Annotated in this window: 15 protein-coding genes; 8 read left to right on the top strand and 7 right to left on the bottom strand. The window is 61.2% G+C overall.

Translation table 11 applies throughout. From position 1 onward, the window contains the following. Nucleotides 1-40: 40 nt before the first annotated feature. From fepC to fepD, 3 genes are read right to left on the bottom strand one after another with little or no spacing between them, the layout of a single operon-like run. Nucleotides 41-841 (bottom strand): iron-enterobactin ABC transporter ATP-binding protein, encoded by an 801-nt coding sequence (gene fepC / locus ACOTX4_RS05300; RefSeq protein ID WP_045332407.1) that lies wholly within the window; start codon nucleotides 839-841, stop codon nucleotides 41-43. Continuing rightward, nucleotides 838-1,827 (bottom strand): iron-enterobactin ABC transporter permease, encoded by a 990-nt coding sequence (fepG, locus tag ACOTX4_RS05295; protein ID WP_072139725.1) that lies wholly within the window; start codon nucleotides 1,825-1,827, stop codon nucleotides 838-840. The genes fepC and fepG overlap by 4 nt, the downstream gene beginning before the upstream one ends. Further along, nucleotides 1,827-2,831 (bottom strand): Fe(3+)-siderophore ABC transporter permease, encoded by a 1,005-nt coding sequence (gene fepD, locus ACOTX4_RS05290; protein WP_022650567.1) that lies wholly within the window; start codon nucleotides 2,829-2,831, stop codon nucleotides 1,827-1,829. The genes fepG and fepD overlap by 1 nt, the downstream gene beginning before the upstream one ends. Nucleotides 2,832-2,939: 108 nt before the next feature. Here fepD and entS point away from each other — a divergent pair, with 108 nt between their 5' ends. After that, entirely contained in the window at nucleotides 2,940-4,187 is a 1,248-nt protein-coding gene (gene entS, locus ACOTX4_RS05285; RefSeq protein ID WP_045332405.1) for an enterobactin transporter EntS, read from the top strand. 46 nt (nucleotides 4,188-4,233) lie between these two features. Here the strand turns inward: entS and fepB are convergent, their stop codons facing one another. After that, the gene (fepB, locus tag ACOTX4_RS05280) at nucleotides 4,234-5,193 is read right to left on the bottom strand and encodes a Fe2+-enterobactin ABC transporter substrate-binding protein (RefSeq protein ID WP_023324291.1); all 960 of its coding nucleotides are present in this window, start codon (nucleotides 5,191-5,193) and stop codon (nucleotides 4,234-4,236) included. A gap of 188 nt (nucleotides 5,194-5,381) precedes the next feature. On the opposite strand from fepB, the gene entC reads away from it, so the two are divergent. From entC to ACOTX4_RS05245, 7 genes are all read left to right on the top strand, one after another. Further along, nucleotides 5,382-6,557 (top strand): isochorismate synthase EntC, encoded by a 1,176-nt coding sequence (gene entC, locus ACOTX4_RS05275; RefSeq protein WP_032608824.1) that lies wholly within the window; start codon nucleotides 5,382-5,384, stop codon nucleotides 6,555-6,557. A 9-nt stretch (nucleotides 6,558-6,566) separates the two neighbouring features. After that, the gene (gene entE, locus ACOTX4_RS05270; RefSeq protein ID WP_023324293.1) at nucleotides 6,567-8,177 is read left to right on the top strand and encodes a (2,3-dihydroxybenzoyl)adenylate synthase EntE; all 1,611 of its coding nucleotides are present in this window, start codon (nucleotides 6,567-6,569) and stop codon (nucleotides 8,175-8,177) included. A gap of 10 nt (nucleotides 8,178-8,187) precedes the next feature. After that, nucleotides 8,188-9,042 (top strand): isochorismatase, encoded by an 855-nt coding sequence (locus tag ACOTX4_RS05265; protein ID WP_017382510.1) that lies wholly within the window; start codon nucleotides 8,188-8,190, stop codon nucleotides 9,040-9,042. Then, a complete protein-coding gene (gene entA / locus ACOTX4_RS05260; RefSeq protein ID WP_045332403.1) occupies nucleotides 9,042-9,794 on the top strand; it encodes a 2,3-dihydro-2,3-dihydroxybenzoate dehydrogenase EntA in 753 nt (250 codons plus the stop codon). Before ACOTX4_RS05265 ends, entA begins: the two co-directional genes overlap by 1 nt. Then, entirely contained in the window at nucleotides 9,794-10,207 is a 414-nt protein-coding gene (gene entH, locus ACOTX4_RS05255; RefSeq protein ID WP_045332402.1) for a proofreading thioesterase EntH, read from the top strand. The genes entA and entH overlap by 1 nt, the downstream gene beginning before the upstream one ends. Nucleotides 10,208-10,356: 149 nt before the next feature. Continuing rightward, on the top strand, nucleotides 10,357-12,462 hold the full coding sequence (gene cstA, locus ACOTX4_RS05250; RefSeq protein ID WP_045332400.1) for a pyruvate/proton symporter CstA: 2,106 nt from the start codon (nucleotides 10,357-10,359) through the stop codon (nucleotides 12,460-12,462). A 114-nt stretch (nucleotides 12,463-12,576) separates the two neighbouring features. After that, nucleotides 12,577-12,774 (top strand): YbdD/YjiX family protein, encoded by a 198-nt coding sequence (locus ACOTX4_RS05245; protein WP_006809671.1) that lies wholly within the window; start codon nucleotides 12,577-12,579, stop codon nucleotides 12,772-12,774. On the opposite strand, the gene ACOTX4_RS05240 is transcribed toward ACOTX4_RS05245, so the two are convergent. From ACOTX4_RS05240 to ACOTX4_RS05230, 3 genes are all read right to left on the bottom strand, one after another. Beyond that, nucleotides 12,771-13,175 carry a helix-turn-helix domain-containing protein gene (locus ACOTX4_RS05240; protein WP_003858790.1) on the bottom strand — a complete coding sequence of 135 codons (405 nt, stop codon included), beginning with the start codon at nucleotides 13,173-13,175 and terminating at the stop codon, nucleotides 12,771-12,773. The two genes, ACOTX4_RS05245 and ACOTX4_RS05240, sit on opposite strands and share 4 nt — an antisense overlap. Then, complete coding sequence (locus ACOTX4_RS05235) at nucleotides 13,150-13,452, bottom strand: type II toxin-antitoxin system RelE family toxin (RefSeq protein WP_022647393.1); 303 nt, start codon at nucleotides 13,450-13,452, stop codon at nucleotides 13,150-13,152. The genes ACOTX4_RS05240 and ACOTX4_RS05235 overlap by 26 nt, the downstream gene beginning before the upstream one ends. Nucleotides 13,453-13,635: 183 nt before the next feature. Further along, on the bottom strand, nucleotides 13,636-14,349 hold the full coding sequence (locus tag ACOTX4_RS05230; protein ID WP_063938021.1) for an SDR family NAD(P)-dependent oxidoreductase: 714 nt from the start codon (nucleotides 14,347-14,349) through the stop codon (nucleotides 13,636-13,638). Nucleotides 14,350-14,369: the final 20 nt, after the last annotated feature.

Genomic DNA, 14,369 nt, shown 5'->3' with positions numbered 1-14,369 from the left:
TTGCTCCCTCTCCCTGTGGGAGAGGGCCGGGGTGAGGGCATCAGACCGCACGTTTTCCAAGCGGCACCACCAACGGCGTACCCGCCACCGGATCGTCAATAATCATGCAGCGCATGCCGTAGATCCGCGCGATCAGCTCTGGCGTCACAATCTCCTTCGGCGCGCCCTGCGCCACAATCTCGCCGTCGCGCAGCGCAATCAGATGCGTCGCGTAGCGGCACGCCTGGTTTAAGTCGTGCAACACCGCCGCCAGGGTGTACCCCTGCGTACGGTTCAGCTCGCTCAGCAGCTCCAGCAGGTCAATCTGATGGCTGATATCCAGCCAGGTCGTCGGCTCGTCCAGCAGCATGATCGAGGTTTCCTGCGCCAGCACCATTGCGATCCACGCGCGCTGGCGCTGTCCGCCGGAGAGGGTATCGACGCTTTGCTGGGCCAGCTCGGTGATGCCCGTCGCCTGCATCGCGCGCTTCACGGCCTCGTCGTCCTCCTTGCGCCAGCGGGTAAACAGCGGCTGGTGCGGATAGCGCCCGCGGGAGACCAGCTCCTGCACGGTAATATCCCCCGGCGTGGTGGCGTTTTGCGCCAGCAGACCAATTCGGCGCGCCACCTCTTTGCTGGCGAAGCGCTGGATCTGCTCCCCGTCGAGGAACACGCAGCCCTCAACCGGCGACATCAGGCGGCTCAGCGTGCGCAGCAATGTTGATTTGCCGCAGCCGTTTGGCCCGATAATGGCGGTGAAGTGGCCGTCCGGAATGGCAACGGATAAGTCCCGGGCAATGATTTTTTTGCCGTAGCCGAGGGTCAAGTTTTCGCCGCGCAAGCGGGTGGTTAAATCTGTCATTTCTTGCGTGACTCCTGAACGAGCAAGACGATGAGGTAAATCCCGCCGAGGCTGACGGTCACCACGCCCACCGGCAGTTGATAAGGCGTAAACAGCCGCTGGGCGCAGAGATCGGCGGCCAGCAGTAATACTGCACCGCACAGCGCCGCCTGGGTTAATCCCCAGCGCGCGGTGCCGCTAAGTCGCCGCGCGATATGCGGCGCGACAAGGGCAATAAACGAGATCGGCCCGGCGATGGCGGTAGACGCTGCGGTCAGCAAGACCGCCACCAGCATCAGCATCAGGCGCGAGCGCTCTACGCTCACGCCCAGCGCGCAGGCGCTGTCGTCGCCCATCTCCAGCAGCCGCATGCGCCTGACCAGCAGCAACGCGCCGATAAACATCAGGATAATCAGCGGCGCGGCGGGCCAGGTTTTTACCCACGTCAGACCGTTGAGGGAACCGGCGTACCACAGCCCGGCGGAGAGTGCGGTTTCCAGCGACGCCTGTAGCAGAAGCCAGGTGTTAAACGCCATCAGCATCGCGCGGATGCCGATCCCGATGATGATCAGGCGGAAGGTGTCGATGCCGTTGCGCCAGGCCAGGGCCCAGATAAGCAGGGAGGTGAGAATGCCGCCCGCCATCGCCGTAAAGGTAATGGCCGTGAGATGCTGCCCGAACAGCACCATCGCCACCAGCACGCCGCTCCACGCGCCGGTATTCAGGCCCATCACGTCCGGGCTGCCGAGGGGGTTACGCATCAGCGACTGGAATATCGCGCCGCTGACGCCAAGCGCTGCGCCAACCAGGATCGCCATTGCCACGCGCGGCAGTCGCCATTCGGTGACCACCATGGTGATGTTACGCGGCGCGCTGCCGGTGAGAGCGTGAAAGACCTGCGCGAAATCAAGCGTTACGGCACCGCTTTGCAGGCTCCAGACCGCCAGCAGCAGACAGGCGACGACCAGCAGGGCGACGCTGGTGAGTAAACGACGGGACGGGGCCATCATGCGCCACCCCCGCGTCTGCGTCGTACCAGGAAGATCAGCACCGGCGCGCCGATAAAGGCGCTGACCACCGAGACACGCAGTTCGCCCGGCACCAGCAGGCGGCCCAGCACGTCGGCAAATAGCAGCAGGGCAGGGGTCGCCAGCAGCGTTACCGGGAGGGACCAGCGGTGATCCGCCCCCACCAGCCAGCGCGCCATGTGCGGCATCATCAGGCCGATAAAGGCAATCGGGCCGACTACGGCGGTCGCGCTGCCGCACAGCACGGTGATGGCAAGCAGGCCCGTCAGCTGCGTACGCGCCACGCGGTTGCCGAGAGCGGTCGCGGTGTCACTGCCGAGGCTCAGGCTGTTCAGCGCCCGGCTTAAACAGAGCGCCACGGCGGCAGCGACGCTCGCCGGGATCACCACCACTTTTAAGGTTTCAAGGGTACGAATATCCAGCGAACCCGCCTGCCAGAAGCGCAGCTGGTCATACACGTCCGGGTTGAGCAGGGCGATGCCGTTGGACAAGCCTTCCAGTACCGCCGCGAGCGCTACGCCCGCCAGCGTTAAGCGTACCGGGCTGAGCTGTCCGCCGCCCTGGCTGCCGGTAAACGCCACCACCAGCGAGGCGGCCAGCGCGCCGCAGAAGGCCATCACCAGCTGTTCAGACGGAGAGGTGAAACCAAACAGCGCCGCGCCGAGCACAATGGCGAAACTGGCACCAGAGTTCACGCCGAGAATGCCAGGGTCCGCCAGCGGGTTGCGGGTGAGGGTTTGCATCAGGGCACCGGCAAGGCCGAGCGCACCACCGGCCAGCAGGCCGGCAAGGGTGCGGGGCAGGCGAGCGTCGAGCACGATGGTGCAGTCGGCGCTCTGACAGGTACCGGATAGCGCATCGACAATAACGGACGCGGGCAGCGGTTTTGCGCCGACCAGCAGGCTGAGTGCAATCGCAAGGATTAGCAGTAGCAATAAAACGGGCACGGCAAGGGCGCGCACCGCAGAAGAGGAAAACGACATAGCAACATCCATGATTTGATAATGATAGTGATTATCGTTATCTATCTTATTTGGCTATGTTAGCATGTGCGCCCATGGAATGGGTAGAAATAGACTCAAGGCTTTGTCATGAATCAAAAATCCTGGCTGCTTAACCTCAGCCTGCTCAAAACACACCCGGCGTATCGCGCCGTTTTTATCGCTCGCTTTATCTCCATTTTGTCCCTCGGTTTGCTTGGTGTGGCCGTGCCGGTGCAAATCCAGACCATGACTCACTCCAGCTGGCTGGTAGGGCTATCCGTCACCTTAACCGGCGGGGCGATGTTTATCGGCCTGATGGTGGGCGGCGTGCTGGCGGACCGCTACGAGCGTAAAAAGCTTATCCTGCTGGCGCGCGGCACCTGCGGGGTGGGCTTTGTCGGGCTGTGCCTGAACGCCATGCTGCCGGAGCCGTCGCTGGTGGCCATTTACGTGCTGGGATTGTGGGACGGCTTTTTTGCTTCGTTAGGCGTGACGGCACTGCTGGCGGCCACGCCCGCGCTGGTCGGGCGCGAGAACCTGATGCAGGCGGGGGCGATCACCATGCTCACCGTGCGCCTCGGCTCGGTGATTTCGCCGATGGTGGGCGGCCTGCTGCTGGCGACCGGCAACGTGGCGTGGAACTACGGCCTTGCCGCAGCCGGAACCTTTATCACCACCCTGACGCTGCTGCGTCTGCCGCTCCTGCCACCCCCGCCGCAGCCGCGCGAGCATCCGGTGAAGTCCCTGATGGCCGCGATTCGTTTTCTGTTCAGCAACCCGCTGATTGGCGGCATTGCGCTGCTCGGCGGCCTGCTGACGATGGCGAGCGCCGTGCGCGTGCTTTACCCGGCGCTGGCGGGCGAGTGGCAGATGAGCGCCTCAGAGATTGGCGTGCTGTACGCCGCCATTCCGCTCGGTGCGGCCTTCGGGGCGCTGACCAGCGGCAACCTGGCGCAGAGCGCGAGACCGGGGTTGATCATGCTGGTGGCGACGCTGGTCTCGTTTATCGCCATTGGTTTCTTTAGCCTGATGCCGGTGTGGGCGCTGGGGGTGATGTGTCTGGTGATTTTCGGCTGGCTGAGCGCGGTCAGCTCACTTTTACAGTACACCCTGATCCAGACCCAGACGCCGGAAGGGATGCTGGGGCGTATCAACGGCCTGTGGACCGCGCAGAACGTGACGGGCGATGCGATTGGCGCGGCGATCCTCGGCGGGCTGGGGGCGATAATGACCCCGGTGGCGTCGGCGAGCAGCAGCGGGTTTGTGTTAACGATGGTTGGCGCGATCTTACTGGTGACGCTGGTGGAATTGCGGCGGTTCAGGCAGGAGGCCGCGTTGAACGACGGTGCGGCCTGATGCCCTCACCCCGGCCCTCTCCCACGGGGAGAGGGAGGGAAAATGCCTACTTAAACAACGCATTCAATCTGTCTAACACCAGCATCGCGCTGTAATAATCCAGGCGGAACGTCTCCGTTCCCAGCGCCCAGACGCGCTTGTTCTTGACCGACGGCAGATGCGCCAGCAGCGGATTGGCGTAAATCGCATTCACGTCTTTCTGGTCGCCGGCAAACACAAACAGCCCTTCGCCGTTCAGCCCCGTCGCCAGATTTTCTCCACCCAGCTGAATAATGTCGTGGCGCTTGCCCTGGCTTGTTGAGGTCTGCAAACCGGCAGGCAGGTCCGCCAGCGTAAAGCCCAGCTGGTGCAGCAGCTTGCCCTGCGCGGAGTCTGTCGTCCACAGATTCGCCGTGTGTGCCGCGGCGGTGTAAACGATGGCGTTCACCGGCTGTGGCGGCAGCTTCATCTGCTGCTTCACCTGGGCGAGCTGTTTATCGAAGGCAGCGATGCGCTCTGCGGCCTGTGTCTCCTGCCCGGTGATCGTCCCCAGCTGGGTCAGCAGTTCCTGCCAGCTTTTGTCGTCGTAATTGATGATAAGCGTCGGCGCGATGGCGGAAAGCTGATCGTAGAGCGCAAGCGCGGAATCCCCGCCGGTGGCGCTGATCAAAATCAGGTCCGGCATCTGGGCCGCGACCGCTTCGGCGCTCGGCTCGCCGATGTACAGCCGGGCAACCTTACGCTGCTTCGCGATATCGCCCCACTGACGTAAAAAGCCCTGCGCATCCGCCACGCGGTTGTTCGGCGTGGTCGCTCCGCTGGCAATGACCGGCGCGTCAATGGCCAGCAGGGAGCCGGTTAAGGTCACGCTGGTGGAGACAATGCGCGTCGGTTTGCTCTCAAGCGTGTGAACGCCGCGGCTGTCGGAGACCTGGCGCGGCCAGTCGTCGGCGGCGGCTGAGGTTAGTCCTAAAACAAAAAGTCCTGTTAAAAGAAGGGCATTGCGGCAAACGGCAGCGATTTTCACAGAGCGGCATCCTGATTTTATTGAAGATAATGCTTCTCATTTTCAGGGCTGTAGGGAAGGGATGCAAGCGTTTGTCGCACAAGTTATTTGCCCGACGGTTGACAGCGGGGCGATGTGGGATTAGGTTAGCCGACGAAAATATAAATGATAATCATTATTGCTTCTTTTATCATTTTAAGGAGGATGATATGGACACGTCCCTGGCTGAGGAAGTTCAGCACACCGCGACTACGCTGCAAGCAGATAGCTTTTTCTTTATGTCGCCTTACCGCAGTTTTACCACGTCCGGCTGTTTTGCCCGTTTTTCTGAACCCGCCGTCGGCGGTGACGATCCGGCGGGTCCCTTTCAGCAGAAATTAGCTCAGGCTTTCCGGAATGCGAAAAACAGCGGCATTGCCCATCCGGTGATGGTAGGGGCGATCCCCTTCGATACCCGCAAACCGTCATCGCTGTTTATTCCGCAACGCTGGCAAACCTTCTCCCGCCCGGCGCGTCAGCAGTCCGCACGCTATGCCTCCGGCGCGCAGACGCTGAACGTGCAACAGCGCACCGAGATCCCGCCGCAGCCGGTTTTCGAGGAGATGGTTGCTCGCGCCGCGTCGCTCACCGCCACGCCGCAGGTGAATAAGGTGGTGCTGTCGCGCCTGATTGATATTGCCACCGACAAACAGATTGATAGCAGCGCGCTGATGGAGCGTCTTATCGCCCAGAACCCGGCGAGCTTTAACTTCCACGTACCGCTGGAAGACGGCGGCGTGCTGCTGGGCGCCAGCCCGGAACTGCTGTTGCGTAAAGAGGGCGCGCACTTTAGTTCGCTGCCGCTGGCGGGCTCTGCGCGCCGTCAGCCGGACGATGTGCTGGATCGCGAAGCGGGCACTAAGCTGCTGGCCTCCGAAAAAGACCGTCACGAGCACGACCTGGTAACCCAGGCGATGAAAACCATTCTGGAACCGCGCAGCCATCATCTGAGCATGCCGGCTTCCCCGCAGCTCATTACCACCCCAACGCTGTGGCATCTGGCCACGCCGGTTGAGGGTGACGCGCGTGAAAACGAGAACGCCCTGACGCTGGCCTGCCTGCTGCACCCGACCCCGGCCCTGAGCGGTTTCCCGCATCAGGCGGCAAAAGAACTCATTGCCGAGCTGGAGCCCTTCGACCGCGAACTGTTCGGCGGCATCGTTGGCTGGTGCGACAGCGAAGGTAACGGCGAGTGGGTGGTAACTATCCGCTGCGCGCGGCTGCATCAAAATACCGTTCGCCTGTTTGCCGGCGCGGGCATTGTGCCTGCTTCCTCCCCGGTGGGCGAGTGGCGCGAGACGGGCGTGAAGCTCTCCACCATGCTCAACGTGTTTGGTTTGCACTAAGGAATACTCATGACCATCCCTTTTACCCGCTGGCCTGAGGATTTTGCCCGGCGCTACCGTGAAAAAGGCTACTGGCAGGATCTGCCGCTGACCCACATCCTGACGGACCATGCGGACAGCGATGCGGTCGCGATAATTGACGGCGATCGCCGCATTACCTACCGCGCGTTTAATCAGGCGGTGACGAATCTGGCGTCCGCCCTTCAGGCGCAGGGGCTGCATCGCGGCGAGACCGCGCTGGTGCAGCTCGGCAACGTGGCCGAGTTCTACATCACCTTCTTCGCGCTACTGCAAATCGGCGTCGCGCCGGTCAACGCGCTCTTTAGCCATCAGCGCAGTGAACTCAACGCCTACGCGGAGCAGATCAAACCCGCCGTACTGATTGCCGATCGCGACCACGCGCTGTTCTCGGGCGATGATTTTCTCAACACCTTTGTGGATGCGCATCGCTCGGTACGCGTTGTGCTGCTACGCGGCGATAAGGGCGAACACGCGCTGGAGGCGGCGATTTCACGCCCGGCGGACAATTTCATCCCGAACCCGACGCCCGCCGACGAAGTGGCGTTCTTCCAGCTCTCCGGCGGCAGCACCGGCACGCCGAAGCTGATCCCGCGTACGCACAACGACTACGACTACAGCATTCGCCGCAGCAACGAAATCTGCGGTATCACTGCGCACACCCGCTATCTGAACGCGCTTCCCGCGGCGCACAACTACGCCATGAGTTCGCCGGGATCGTTAGGCGTTTTCACGGCGGGCGGCTGCGTGGTGCTGGCGAACGATCCGAGCGCCACGCTCTGCTTCCCGCTGATTGAGCAGCATCAGATCAACGTCACCTCGCTGGTGCCGCCCGCGGTCAGCCTGTGGTTGCAGGCGATTGCCGACGGCGCGGGGAACGCCCAGCTGAAATCCCTCGAACTGCTCCAGGTAGGCGGCGCACGTCTCTCCGCCACGCTTGCGGCGCGCATTCCGGCGGAAATTGGCTGCCAGCTTCAGCAGGTGTTTGGCATGGCGGAAGGGCTGGTGAACTACACCGCCCTCGACGATGCGCCGGAGCGCATCATCAATACCCAGGGCCGCCCGATGTGCCCGGACGATGAAGTGTGGGTGGCGGATGAGGACGGCAACCCGCTGCCGCGCGGGGAAGTCGGGCGTCTGATGACGCGCGGCCCGTATACCTTCCGCGGCTATTTCAACAGCCCGGAACACAACGCCAGCGCCTTTGATGCCAACGGTTTCTACTGCTCGGGCGATCTGATCGCCATCGACGAGCAGGGTTACATCACCGTGCAGGGGCGCGAGAAAGATCAGATCAACCGCGGTGGCGAGAAGATCGCCGCCGAAGAGATCGAAAACCTGCTGCTGCGCCACGACGCGGTGATCCACGCCGCGCTGGTGAGCATGGAGGACAGCCTGCTGGGCGAAAAAAGCTGCGCGTACCTGGTGGTGAAACAGCCCCTGCGCGCGGTGGAGGTGCGACGCTTCCTGCGCGAGCAGGGCGTTGCCGAATTTAAGCTGCCGGACCGCGTGGAGAGCGTGGATGCGCTTCCGCTCACGCCGGTCGGCAAAGTTGATAAGAAACAGTTGCGCCTGTGGCTTGCTGAACGCGCCCGGGGCTGAGGAACAGAGAATGGCCATTCCAAAATTAACCGCATACGCGCTGCCAACCGCCGCCGAACTGCCGACCAGTAAAGTGAACTGGGCGTTTGAACCGGAGCGCGCCGCGCTGCTGATCCACGATATGCAGGAGTACTTCCTGAACTTCTGGGGCGAAAATAGCGACATGATGCAGCAGGTAGTGGCGAACATCGCTAAACTGCGCGCGTACTGCAAAGAGCACAATATTCCGGTGTACTACACCGCGCAGCCGAAAGATCAGAGCGATGAAGACCGTGCCCTGCTGAACGACATGTGGGGGCCGGGCCTGACCCGTTCGCCGGAGCAGCAGCGCATCGTCGCTGAGCTGACCCCGGATGAAGCGGACACCGTGCTGGTGAAGTGGCGCTACAGCGCGTTTCACCGCTCGCCGCTGGAGCAGATGCTGAAAGAGACCGGGCGCAACCAGCTTTTGATCACCGGCGTATACGCCCACATCGGCTGCATGACCACCGCCACCGACGCCTTTATGCGCGACATTAAACCGTTCTTTATCGCCGACGCGCTGGCGGATTTCACCCGCGACGAGCACCTGATGTCGCTGAAATACGTGGCCGGACGTTCGGGCCGCGTGGTGATGACCGACGAGCTGCTGCCGTCCGTTCCGGCAACGAAAGCCGCGCTGCGTGAGCTGATCCTGCCGCTGCTGGACGAGTCCGACGAGCCGATGGATGACGAAAACCTGATCGACTACGGTCTGGATTCAGTACGGATGATGGCGCTCGCCGCCCGCTGGCGCAAAGTGCACGGCGACATTGATTTCGTGATGCTGGCAAAAAATCCGACCCTCGATGCCTGGTGGGCGCTGCTCTCCCGCGAGGTGAAGTGATGGCTTTTGATTTTACCGGTAAAACCGTCTGGGTGACGGGCGCGGGTAAGGGCATTGGCTATGCGACCGCGCTGGCATTTGTGGAGGCCGGGGCGCAGGTGACCGGGTTCGATCTGGCTTTCCCTCACGGCGAATATCCGTTTGCCACCGAAACGCTGGACGTGGCGGATGCGGCGCAGGCGAGTGACGTCTGCGGGCGTTTGCTCAGCAGCCTTGAGCGGCTCGACGTGCTGGTTAACGCAGCGGGCATTCTGCGTATGGGCGCGACGGATCAGCTTTCGCAGGAGGACTGGCAGCAGACCTTTGCGGTCAACGTCGGCGGCGCGTTCAACCTGTTCCAGCAGACGATGGGCAAGTTCCGTCGTCAGCAGGGTGGGGCGATTGTGACGGTGGCCTCTGACGCGGCGCACACGCCGCGCATCGGCATGAGCGCCTACGGCGCGTCGAAAGCGGCGCTGAAAAGCCTGGCGCTGACAGTCGGGCTGGAACTGGCGGGCAGCGGCGTACGCTGTAACCTGGTGTCGCCGGGTTCAACGGATACCGACATGCAGCGCACCCTGTGGACCAGCGACGATGCGGAACAGCGGCGCATTCGCGGCTTTGGCGAGCAGTTCAAGCTTGGCATTCCGCTCGGTAAAATTGCCCGTCCGCAGGAGATTGCTGCGACCGTGCTGTTCCTGGCATCCGATGCCGCCAGCCATATCACCTTGCAGGATATCGTGGTGGACGGCGGCTCCACGCTGGGGGCGTAATGATCTGGAAACGTCATTTAACGCTCGAGGAGCTGAACGCCACCAGCCTGAATACGATGGTGGGGCACCTTGGCATCGTCTATACCCGCCTCGGGGACGATACGCTGGAAGCGGAGATGCCGGTGGATGCGCGCACCCATCAGCCGTTTGGCCTGCTGCACGGCGGCGCCTCGGCGGCGCTGGCGGAAACGCTGGGCTCGATGGCCGGTTTTCTGATGACCCATGACGGGCAGAACGTGGTGGGTACGGAACTGAATGCCACGCACCACCGCGCAGTCTCACACGGTAAGGTACGCGGCGTGTGTCAGCCGCTGCATCTGGGCCGTTCCAGCCAGAGCTGGGAGATCGTGGTGTTCGACGAGCAGGGGCGGCGGTGCTGTACCTGTCGGTTGAGTACGATGGTGTTGGGGTAAGTCATTCAGCTGAAAGTGATCGGCTTAACACTGTGGTGTAAATCTCTGGTTTGACCACGCATTATTGAGTTTCAAAGTTGTTAAATTTTATCCGTTGTTCTAGAAACAAAATGTAACATCTCACTGTTTCACAACAACGGACAACAACTATGAACAACTCAGGGAAATACCTTACGTGGGCGGTGCTCTCCGTGGTGGGAGCCTTTGCCCTGGGCTATATCGCCCTCAACCGGGGGGAGCAGATCAACGCGCTGTGGATCGTCGTCGCCTCCGTCTGCATTTATCTGATCGCATACCGTTTTTATGGCCGCTATATCGCAAAGACGGTGCTGGGCGTAGACGGCACGCGCATGACGCCTGCCGTGCGCCACAACGATGGTCTGGACTACGTGCCGACCGATAAAAAAGTGCTGTTCGGTCACCATTTCGCGGCGATTGCCGGGGCAGGCCCGCTGGTGGGGCCGGTACTGGCCGCGCAGATGGGCTACCTGCCGGGGATGATCTGGATCCTCGCGGGGGTGGTGCTGGCGGGCGCGGTGCAGGACTTCATGGTGCTGTTCGTCTCCACCCGTCGCGACGGTCGTTCGCTGGGTGAGCTGGTGAAAGAAGAGATGGGGGCAACCGCCGGGGTGATTGCGCTGGTGGCGACCTTTATGATCATGGTGATCATCCTCGCGGTGCTGGCGATGATTGTGGTGAAAGCCTTGACCCACAGCCCGTGGGGAACCTACACCGTCGCCTTCACCATACCGCTGGCGCTGTTCATGGGGATCTACATCCGTTACCTGCGTCCGGGCCGCATTGGTGAAGTGTCGGTGATTGGCCTGGTATTCCTCGTGTTCGCCATTATCTCCGGCGGCTGGGTGGCGGAAAGCCCGACCTGGGCGCCGTTCTTCGACTTTACCGGCGTACAGCTGACCTGGATGCTGGTGGGCTACGGCTTTGTGGCGGCGGTGCTGCCGGTATGGCTGCTGCTGGCCCCGCGTGACTACCTCTCTACCTTCCTGAAAATCGGCACCATCGTCGGGCTGGCGATCGGCATTTTAATTATGCGCCCGACCCTGACCATGCCTGCGCTGACCAAATTTATTGACGGCACCGGCCCGGTCTGGACCGGCAATCTGTTCCCGTTCCTGTTTATCACCATCGCCTGTGGGGCGGTGTCGGGCTTCCACGCGCTGATTGCCTCCGGGACCACGCCGAAGATGCTGGCGAATGAAAATCAGGCCTGCCTGATTGGCTACGGCGGCATGCTGATGGAGTCCTTCGTGGCGATTATGGCGCTGGTTTCGGCCTGTATTATTGACCCGGGCGTGTATTTCGCGATGAACAGCCCGATGGCGGTCCTGGCTCCGGCGGGCACCGTTGACGTGGTCGCCTCTGCCGCGCAGGTGGTGAGCGGCTGGGGCTTTGCGATTACCCCTGAAACGTTGAAGCATATCGCTAATGAGGTCGGCGAGCAGTCGATTATCTCCCGCGCAGGCGGGGCGCCAACGCTGGCGGTGGGCATGGCCTACATCCTGCACGGCGCGCTGGGCGGGCTGATGGATGTCTCGTTCTGGTATCACTTCGCCATTCTGTTCGAGGCGCTGTTTATTCTGACGGCGGTGGATGCCGGTACCCGTGCGGCGCGCTTTATGTTGCAGGATCTGCTGGGGGTGATCTCCCCGAACCTGAAACGTACCGATTCACTCCCGGCTAACCTGCTGGCGACAGCGCTGTGCGTGCTGGCGTGGGGCTACTTCCTGCATCAGGGCGTGGTCGACCCGCTGGGCGGGATTAACACCCTGTGGCCGCTGTTCGGTATCGCCAACCAGATGCTGGCGGGCATGGCCCTGATGCTCTGCGCGGTAGTGCTGTTCAAGATGAAGCGCCAGCGTTACGCATGGGTGGCGCTGGTGCCAACGGCGTGGCTGCTGATCTGTACCCTGACCGCGGGCTGGCAGAAAGCCTTCAGCCCGGACAACAAGGTGGGCTTCCTGGCGATCGCCAACAAGTTCCAGGCGATGATCGACAGCGGTAAGATCCCGGCACAGTACACCGAATCTCAGCTGTCGCAGCTGGTGTTTAACAACCGTCTGGACGCCGGGCTGACCATCTTCTTTATGGTGGTGGTTGTGGTGCTGGCGTTGTATTCTCTGAAAACCGCGCTGGCGGCGTTGAAAGTCGACAAACCGACGGCGAAAGAGACACCGTATGAGCCAATGCCTGAGAACCTGGACGAGATTGTCACCCAGGCGAAAGGGGCGCATTAACATTACCAAACCCCCTCACCCCAGCCCTCTCCCCAAAGGGGAGAGGGTGTTAAAGTTCCTTCTCCCCTTTGGGGAGAGGGTCAGGGTGAGGGGAATACAAACGAGAAACTGATTATGTTCGACACCCTTTCCAAAGCAGGTAAATACCTGGGCCAGGCCGCTAAAATGATGATTGGCGTGCCGGATTACGACAACTACGTCGAGCATATGCGCGTCAACCACCCGGACCAGACGCCGATGACCTACGAAGAATTTTTCCGCGACCGCCAGGACGCCCGCTACGGTGGCAAGGGCGGGGCGAAGTGCTGTTAACCCTCTTTCGGTAAATAGAGGCTGATCTGCTCCTGTTTACAGCCGTAAAGTGCCGCCAGCTTTTCGCGGGTGCGCTTTTGCGGTCGGGAGTCCAGCGCTTCCAGCTGTGACACGGCGGACTGGCTGATGCCAAGCTTCTCCGCCACCTCCTGCTGGGACATGCCGCATAAAATGCGCCAGGCGGCCTGTAGGCTGACGTTCTCGTTATGCATGATGTCGCACACTTCACCCGGTAAACCTACGTTATCGTAGATGTCTGATTCGTAAGGGATGTCTTCCCAGTCGTTTTCATCATCGTCATCGTACTCAAGCATGGCTAAACGCATGCGAAAATATTCACCGTAGGGTATGACAACATACTGTTTTTTTCCTTCTTCATCCTTGATGAACTGAATAGTCATATTCCGTATGCTCCTCATGAAGGTAGGTAGTGGTTGTCCGGCGTTTTACTGCCACTACGTAGCAGATATCACCCGGCGGGTCTCCGAAGGTGTAAATGACCCTGTAATCACCTAATCGCAACCTGTAGTGGTTTTCGGGAGAAGATAATTTCTTGATATCCGCGACAGGTGATGTTTTATCGTCCATCTTCTCCAGCCTGAATTTAATGCGGTTCTGATATCGAGGATCGATTTTAGAAAACTGCTTCTCTGCTGTTTTAGACCACACAATCTTCATCCGTACCTCCACTGTACGCCCATACAAAATATAAGGAAATAATAAGACTATTAGATAAATTCCGAATTTCTAATGGGGTACTGTAGAGCGGAGAATAACCGCGAGAAAGCGGCAAAACGCGAATCGTCGAGGCGGCTCGAACAGGCCTCTGCCGGGCGACAGAGGCATACAGTAAATTTGCGATCAGGCGTTCAGACCGCCGTCGACATCCAGACCGGTGCCGGAAATTTGCCCCGCAGCCGGGCTGGCGAGGAAGGTGACTGCCGCTGCGATATCCTCCGGCTGGCCGTAATGGCCCAGGGCAATAAGCTGACGCTGAGAGTCAGCCTGCTCGCCGTCTTCCGGGTTCATATCGCTGTTGGTCGGGCCGGGGTGGACCAGGTTGACGGTAATGCCACGCGGGCCTAAATCACGGGCCAGACCTCGGGTGAGAGAGTTAAGGGCAGACTTGGTCATCGAGTAGACGGCGATCCCCGGCTGCGCCACGCGGTTCGCCAGACAGCTGCCGATGTTGATGATGCGTCCGCCGTCCGACATATGCACCAGCGCTTCCTGAATGGCGATCACCACGCCGCGGATGTTGACGTTGATCAGAGCGTCGATGTCCGCCAGGGTCATGGACTCCAGCGGGCCGCCGCGCGCTATCCCGGCGTTATTGACCAGAATATCCAGCCCGCCGAGGGAGCGCGCCGCCTGCGTGACCGCATCCTGAATCGCCTCGCCGTGTCGCCCCAGCGCGTTGATCTCATCGACGACCTGCTGGGCTTTATCGACGGATTTTTCGTAGGTGATAACCACATCGGCACCGGCTCGCGCCAGCGACAGCGCAATCGCCCGACCCAGCCCACGACTGGCGCCGGTAACCAGCGCCTTTTTACCTGTTAAATCGATCTGCATGATGACCTCGTTGCAAGAGT

It is taken from the genome of Enterobacter cloacae complex sp. IR5459 (assembly GCF_049238005.1).
GTDB lineage: Bacteria > Pseudomonadota > Gammaproteobacteria > Enterobacterales > Enterobacteriaceae > Enterobacter > Enterobacter hormaechei_C.
The sequence above is the reverse complement of the archived record's forward strand: the minus strand, read 5'-3'. Positions and strand labels throughout refer to the sequence as shown.

Bases quoted from the DNA above. Each gene is read 5' to 3' on its own strand.
- entH (WP_045332402.1), top strand. From the start codon at position 9,794: ATGATCTGGAAACGTCATTTAACGCTCGAGGAGCTGAACGCCACCAGC.
- entC (WP_032608824.1), top strand. From the start codon at position 5,382: ATGGACACGTCCCTGGCTGAGGAAGTTCAGCACACCGCGACTACGCTG.
- ACOTX4_RS05230 (WP_063938021.1), bottom strand. From the start codon at position 14,349: ATGCAGATCGATTTAACAGGTAAAAAGGCGCTGGTTACCGGCGCCAGT.
- entA (WP_045332403.1), top strand. From the start codon at position 9,042: ATGGCTTTTGATTTTACCGGTAAAACCGTCTGGGTGACGGGCGCGGGT.
- entS (WP_045332405.1), top strand. From the start codon at position 2,940: ATGAATCAAAAATCCTGGCTGCTTAACCTCAGCCTGCTCAAAACACAC.
- entE (WP_023324293.1), top strand. From the start codon at position 6,567: ATGACCATCCCTTTTACCCGCTGGCCTGAGGATTTTGCCCGGCGCTAC.
- fepG (WP_072139725.1), bottom strand. From the start codon at position 1,827: ATGGCCCCGTCCCGTCGTTTACTCACCAGCGTCGCCCTGCTGGTCGTC.
- ACOTX4_RS05265 (WP_017382510.1), top strand. From the start codon at position 8,188: ATGGCCATTCCAAAATTAACCGCATACGCGCTGCCAACCGCCGCCGAA.
- ACOTX4_RS05235 (WP_022647393.1), bottom strand. From the start codon at position 13,452: ATGAAGATTGTGTGGTCTAAAACAGCAGAGAAGCAGTTTTCTAAAATC.
- ACOTX4_RS05240 (WP_003858790.1), bottom strand. From the start codon at position 13,175: ATGACTATTCAGTTCATCAAGGATGAAGAAGGAAAAAAACAGTATGTT.
- fepC (WP_045332407.1), bottom strand. From the start codon at position 841: ATGACAGATTTAACCACCCGCTTGCGCGGCGAAAACTTGACCCTCGGC.
- fepD (WP_022650567.1), bottom strand. From the start codon at position 2,831: ATGTCGTTTTCCTCTTCTGCGGTGCGCGCCCTTGCCGTGCCCGTTTTA.
- ACOTX4_RS05245 (WP_006809671.1), top strand. From the start codon at position 12,577: ATGTTCGACACCCTTTCCAAAGCAGGTAAATACCTGGGCCAGGCCGCT.
- cstA (WP_045332400.1), top strand. From the start codon at position 10,357: ATGAACAACTCAGGGAAATACCTTACGTGGGCGGTGCTCTCCGTGGTG.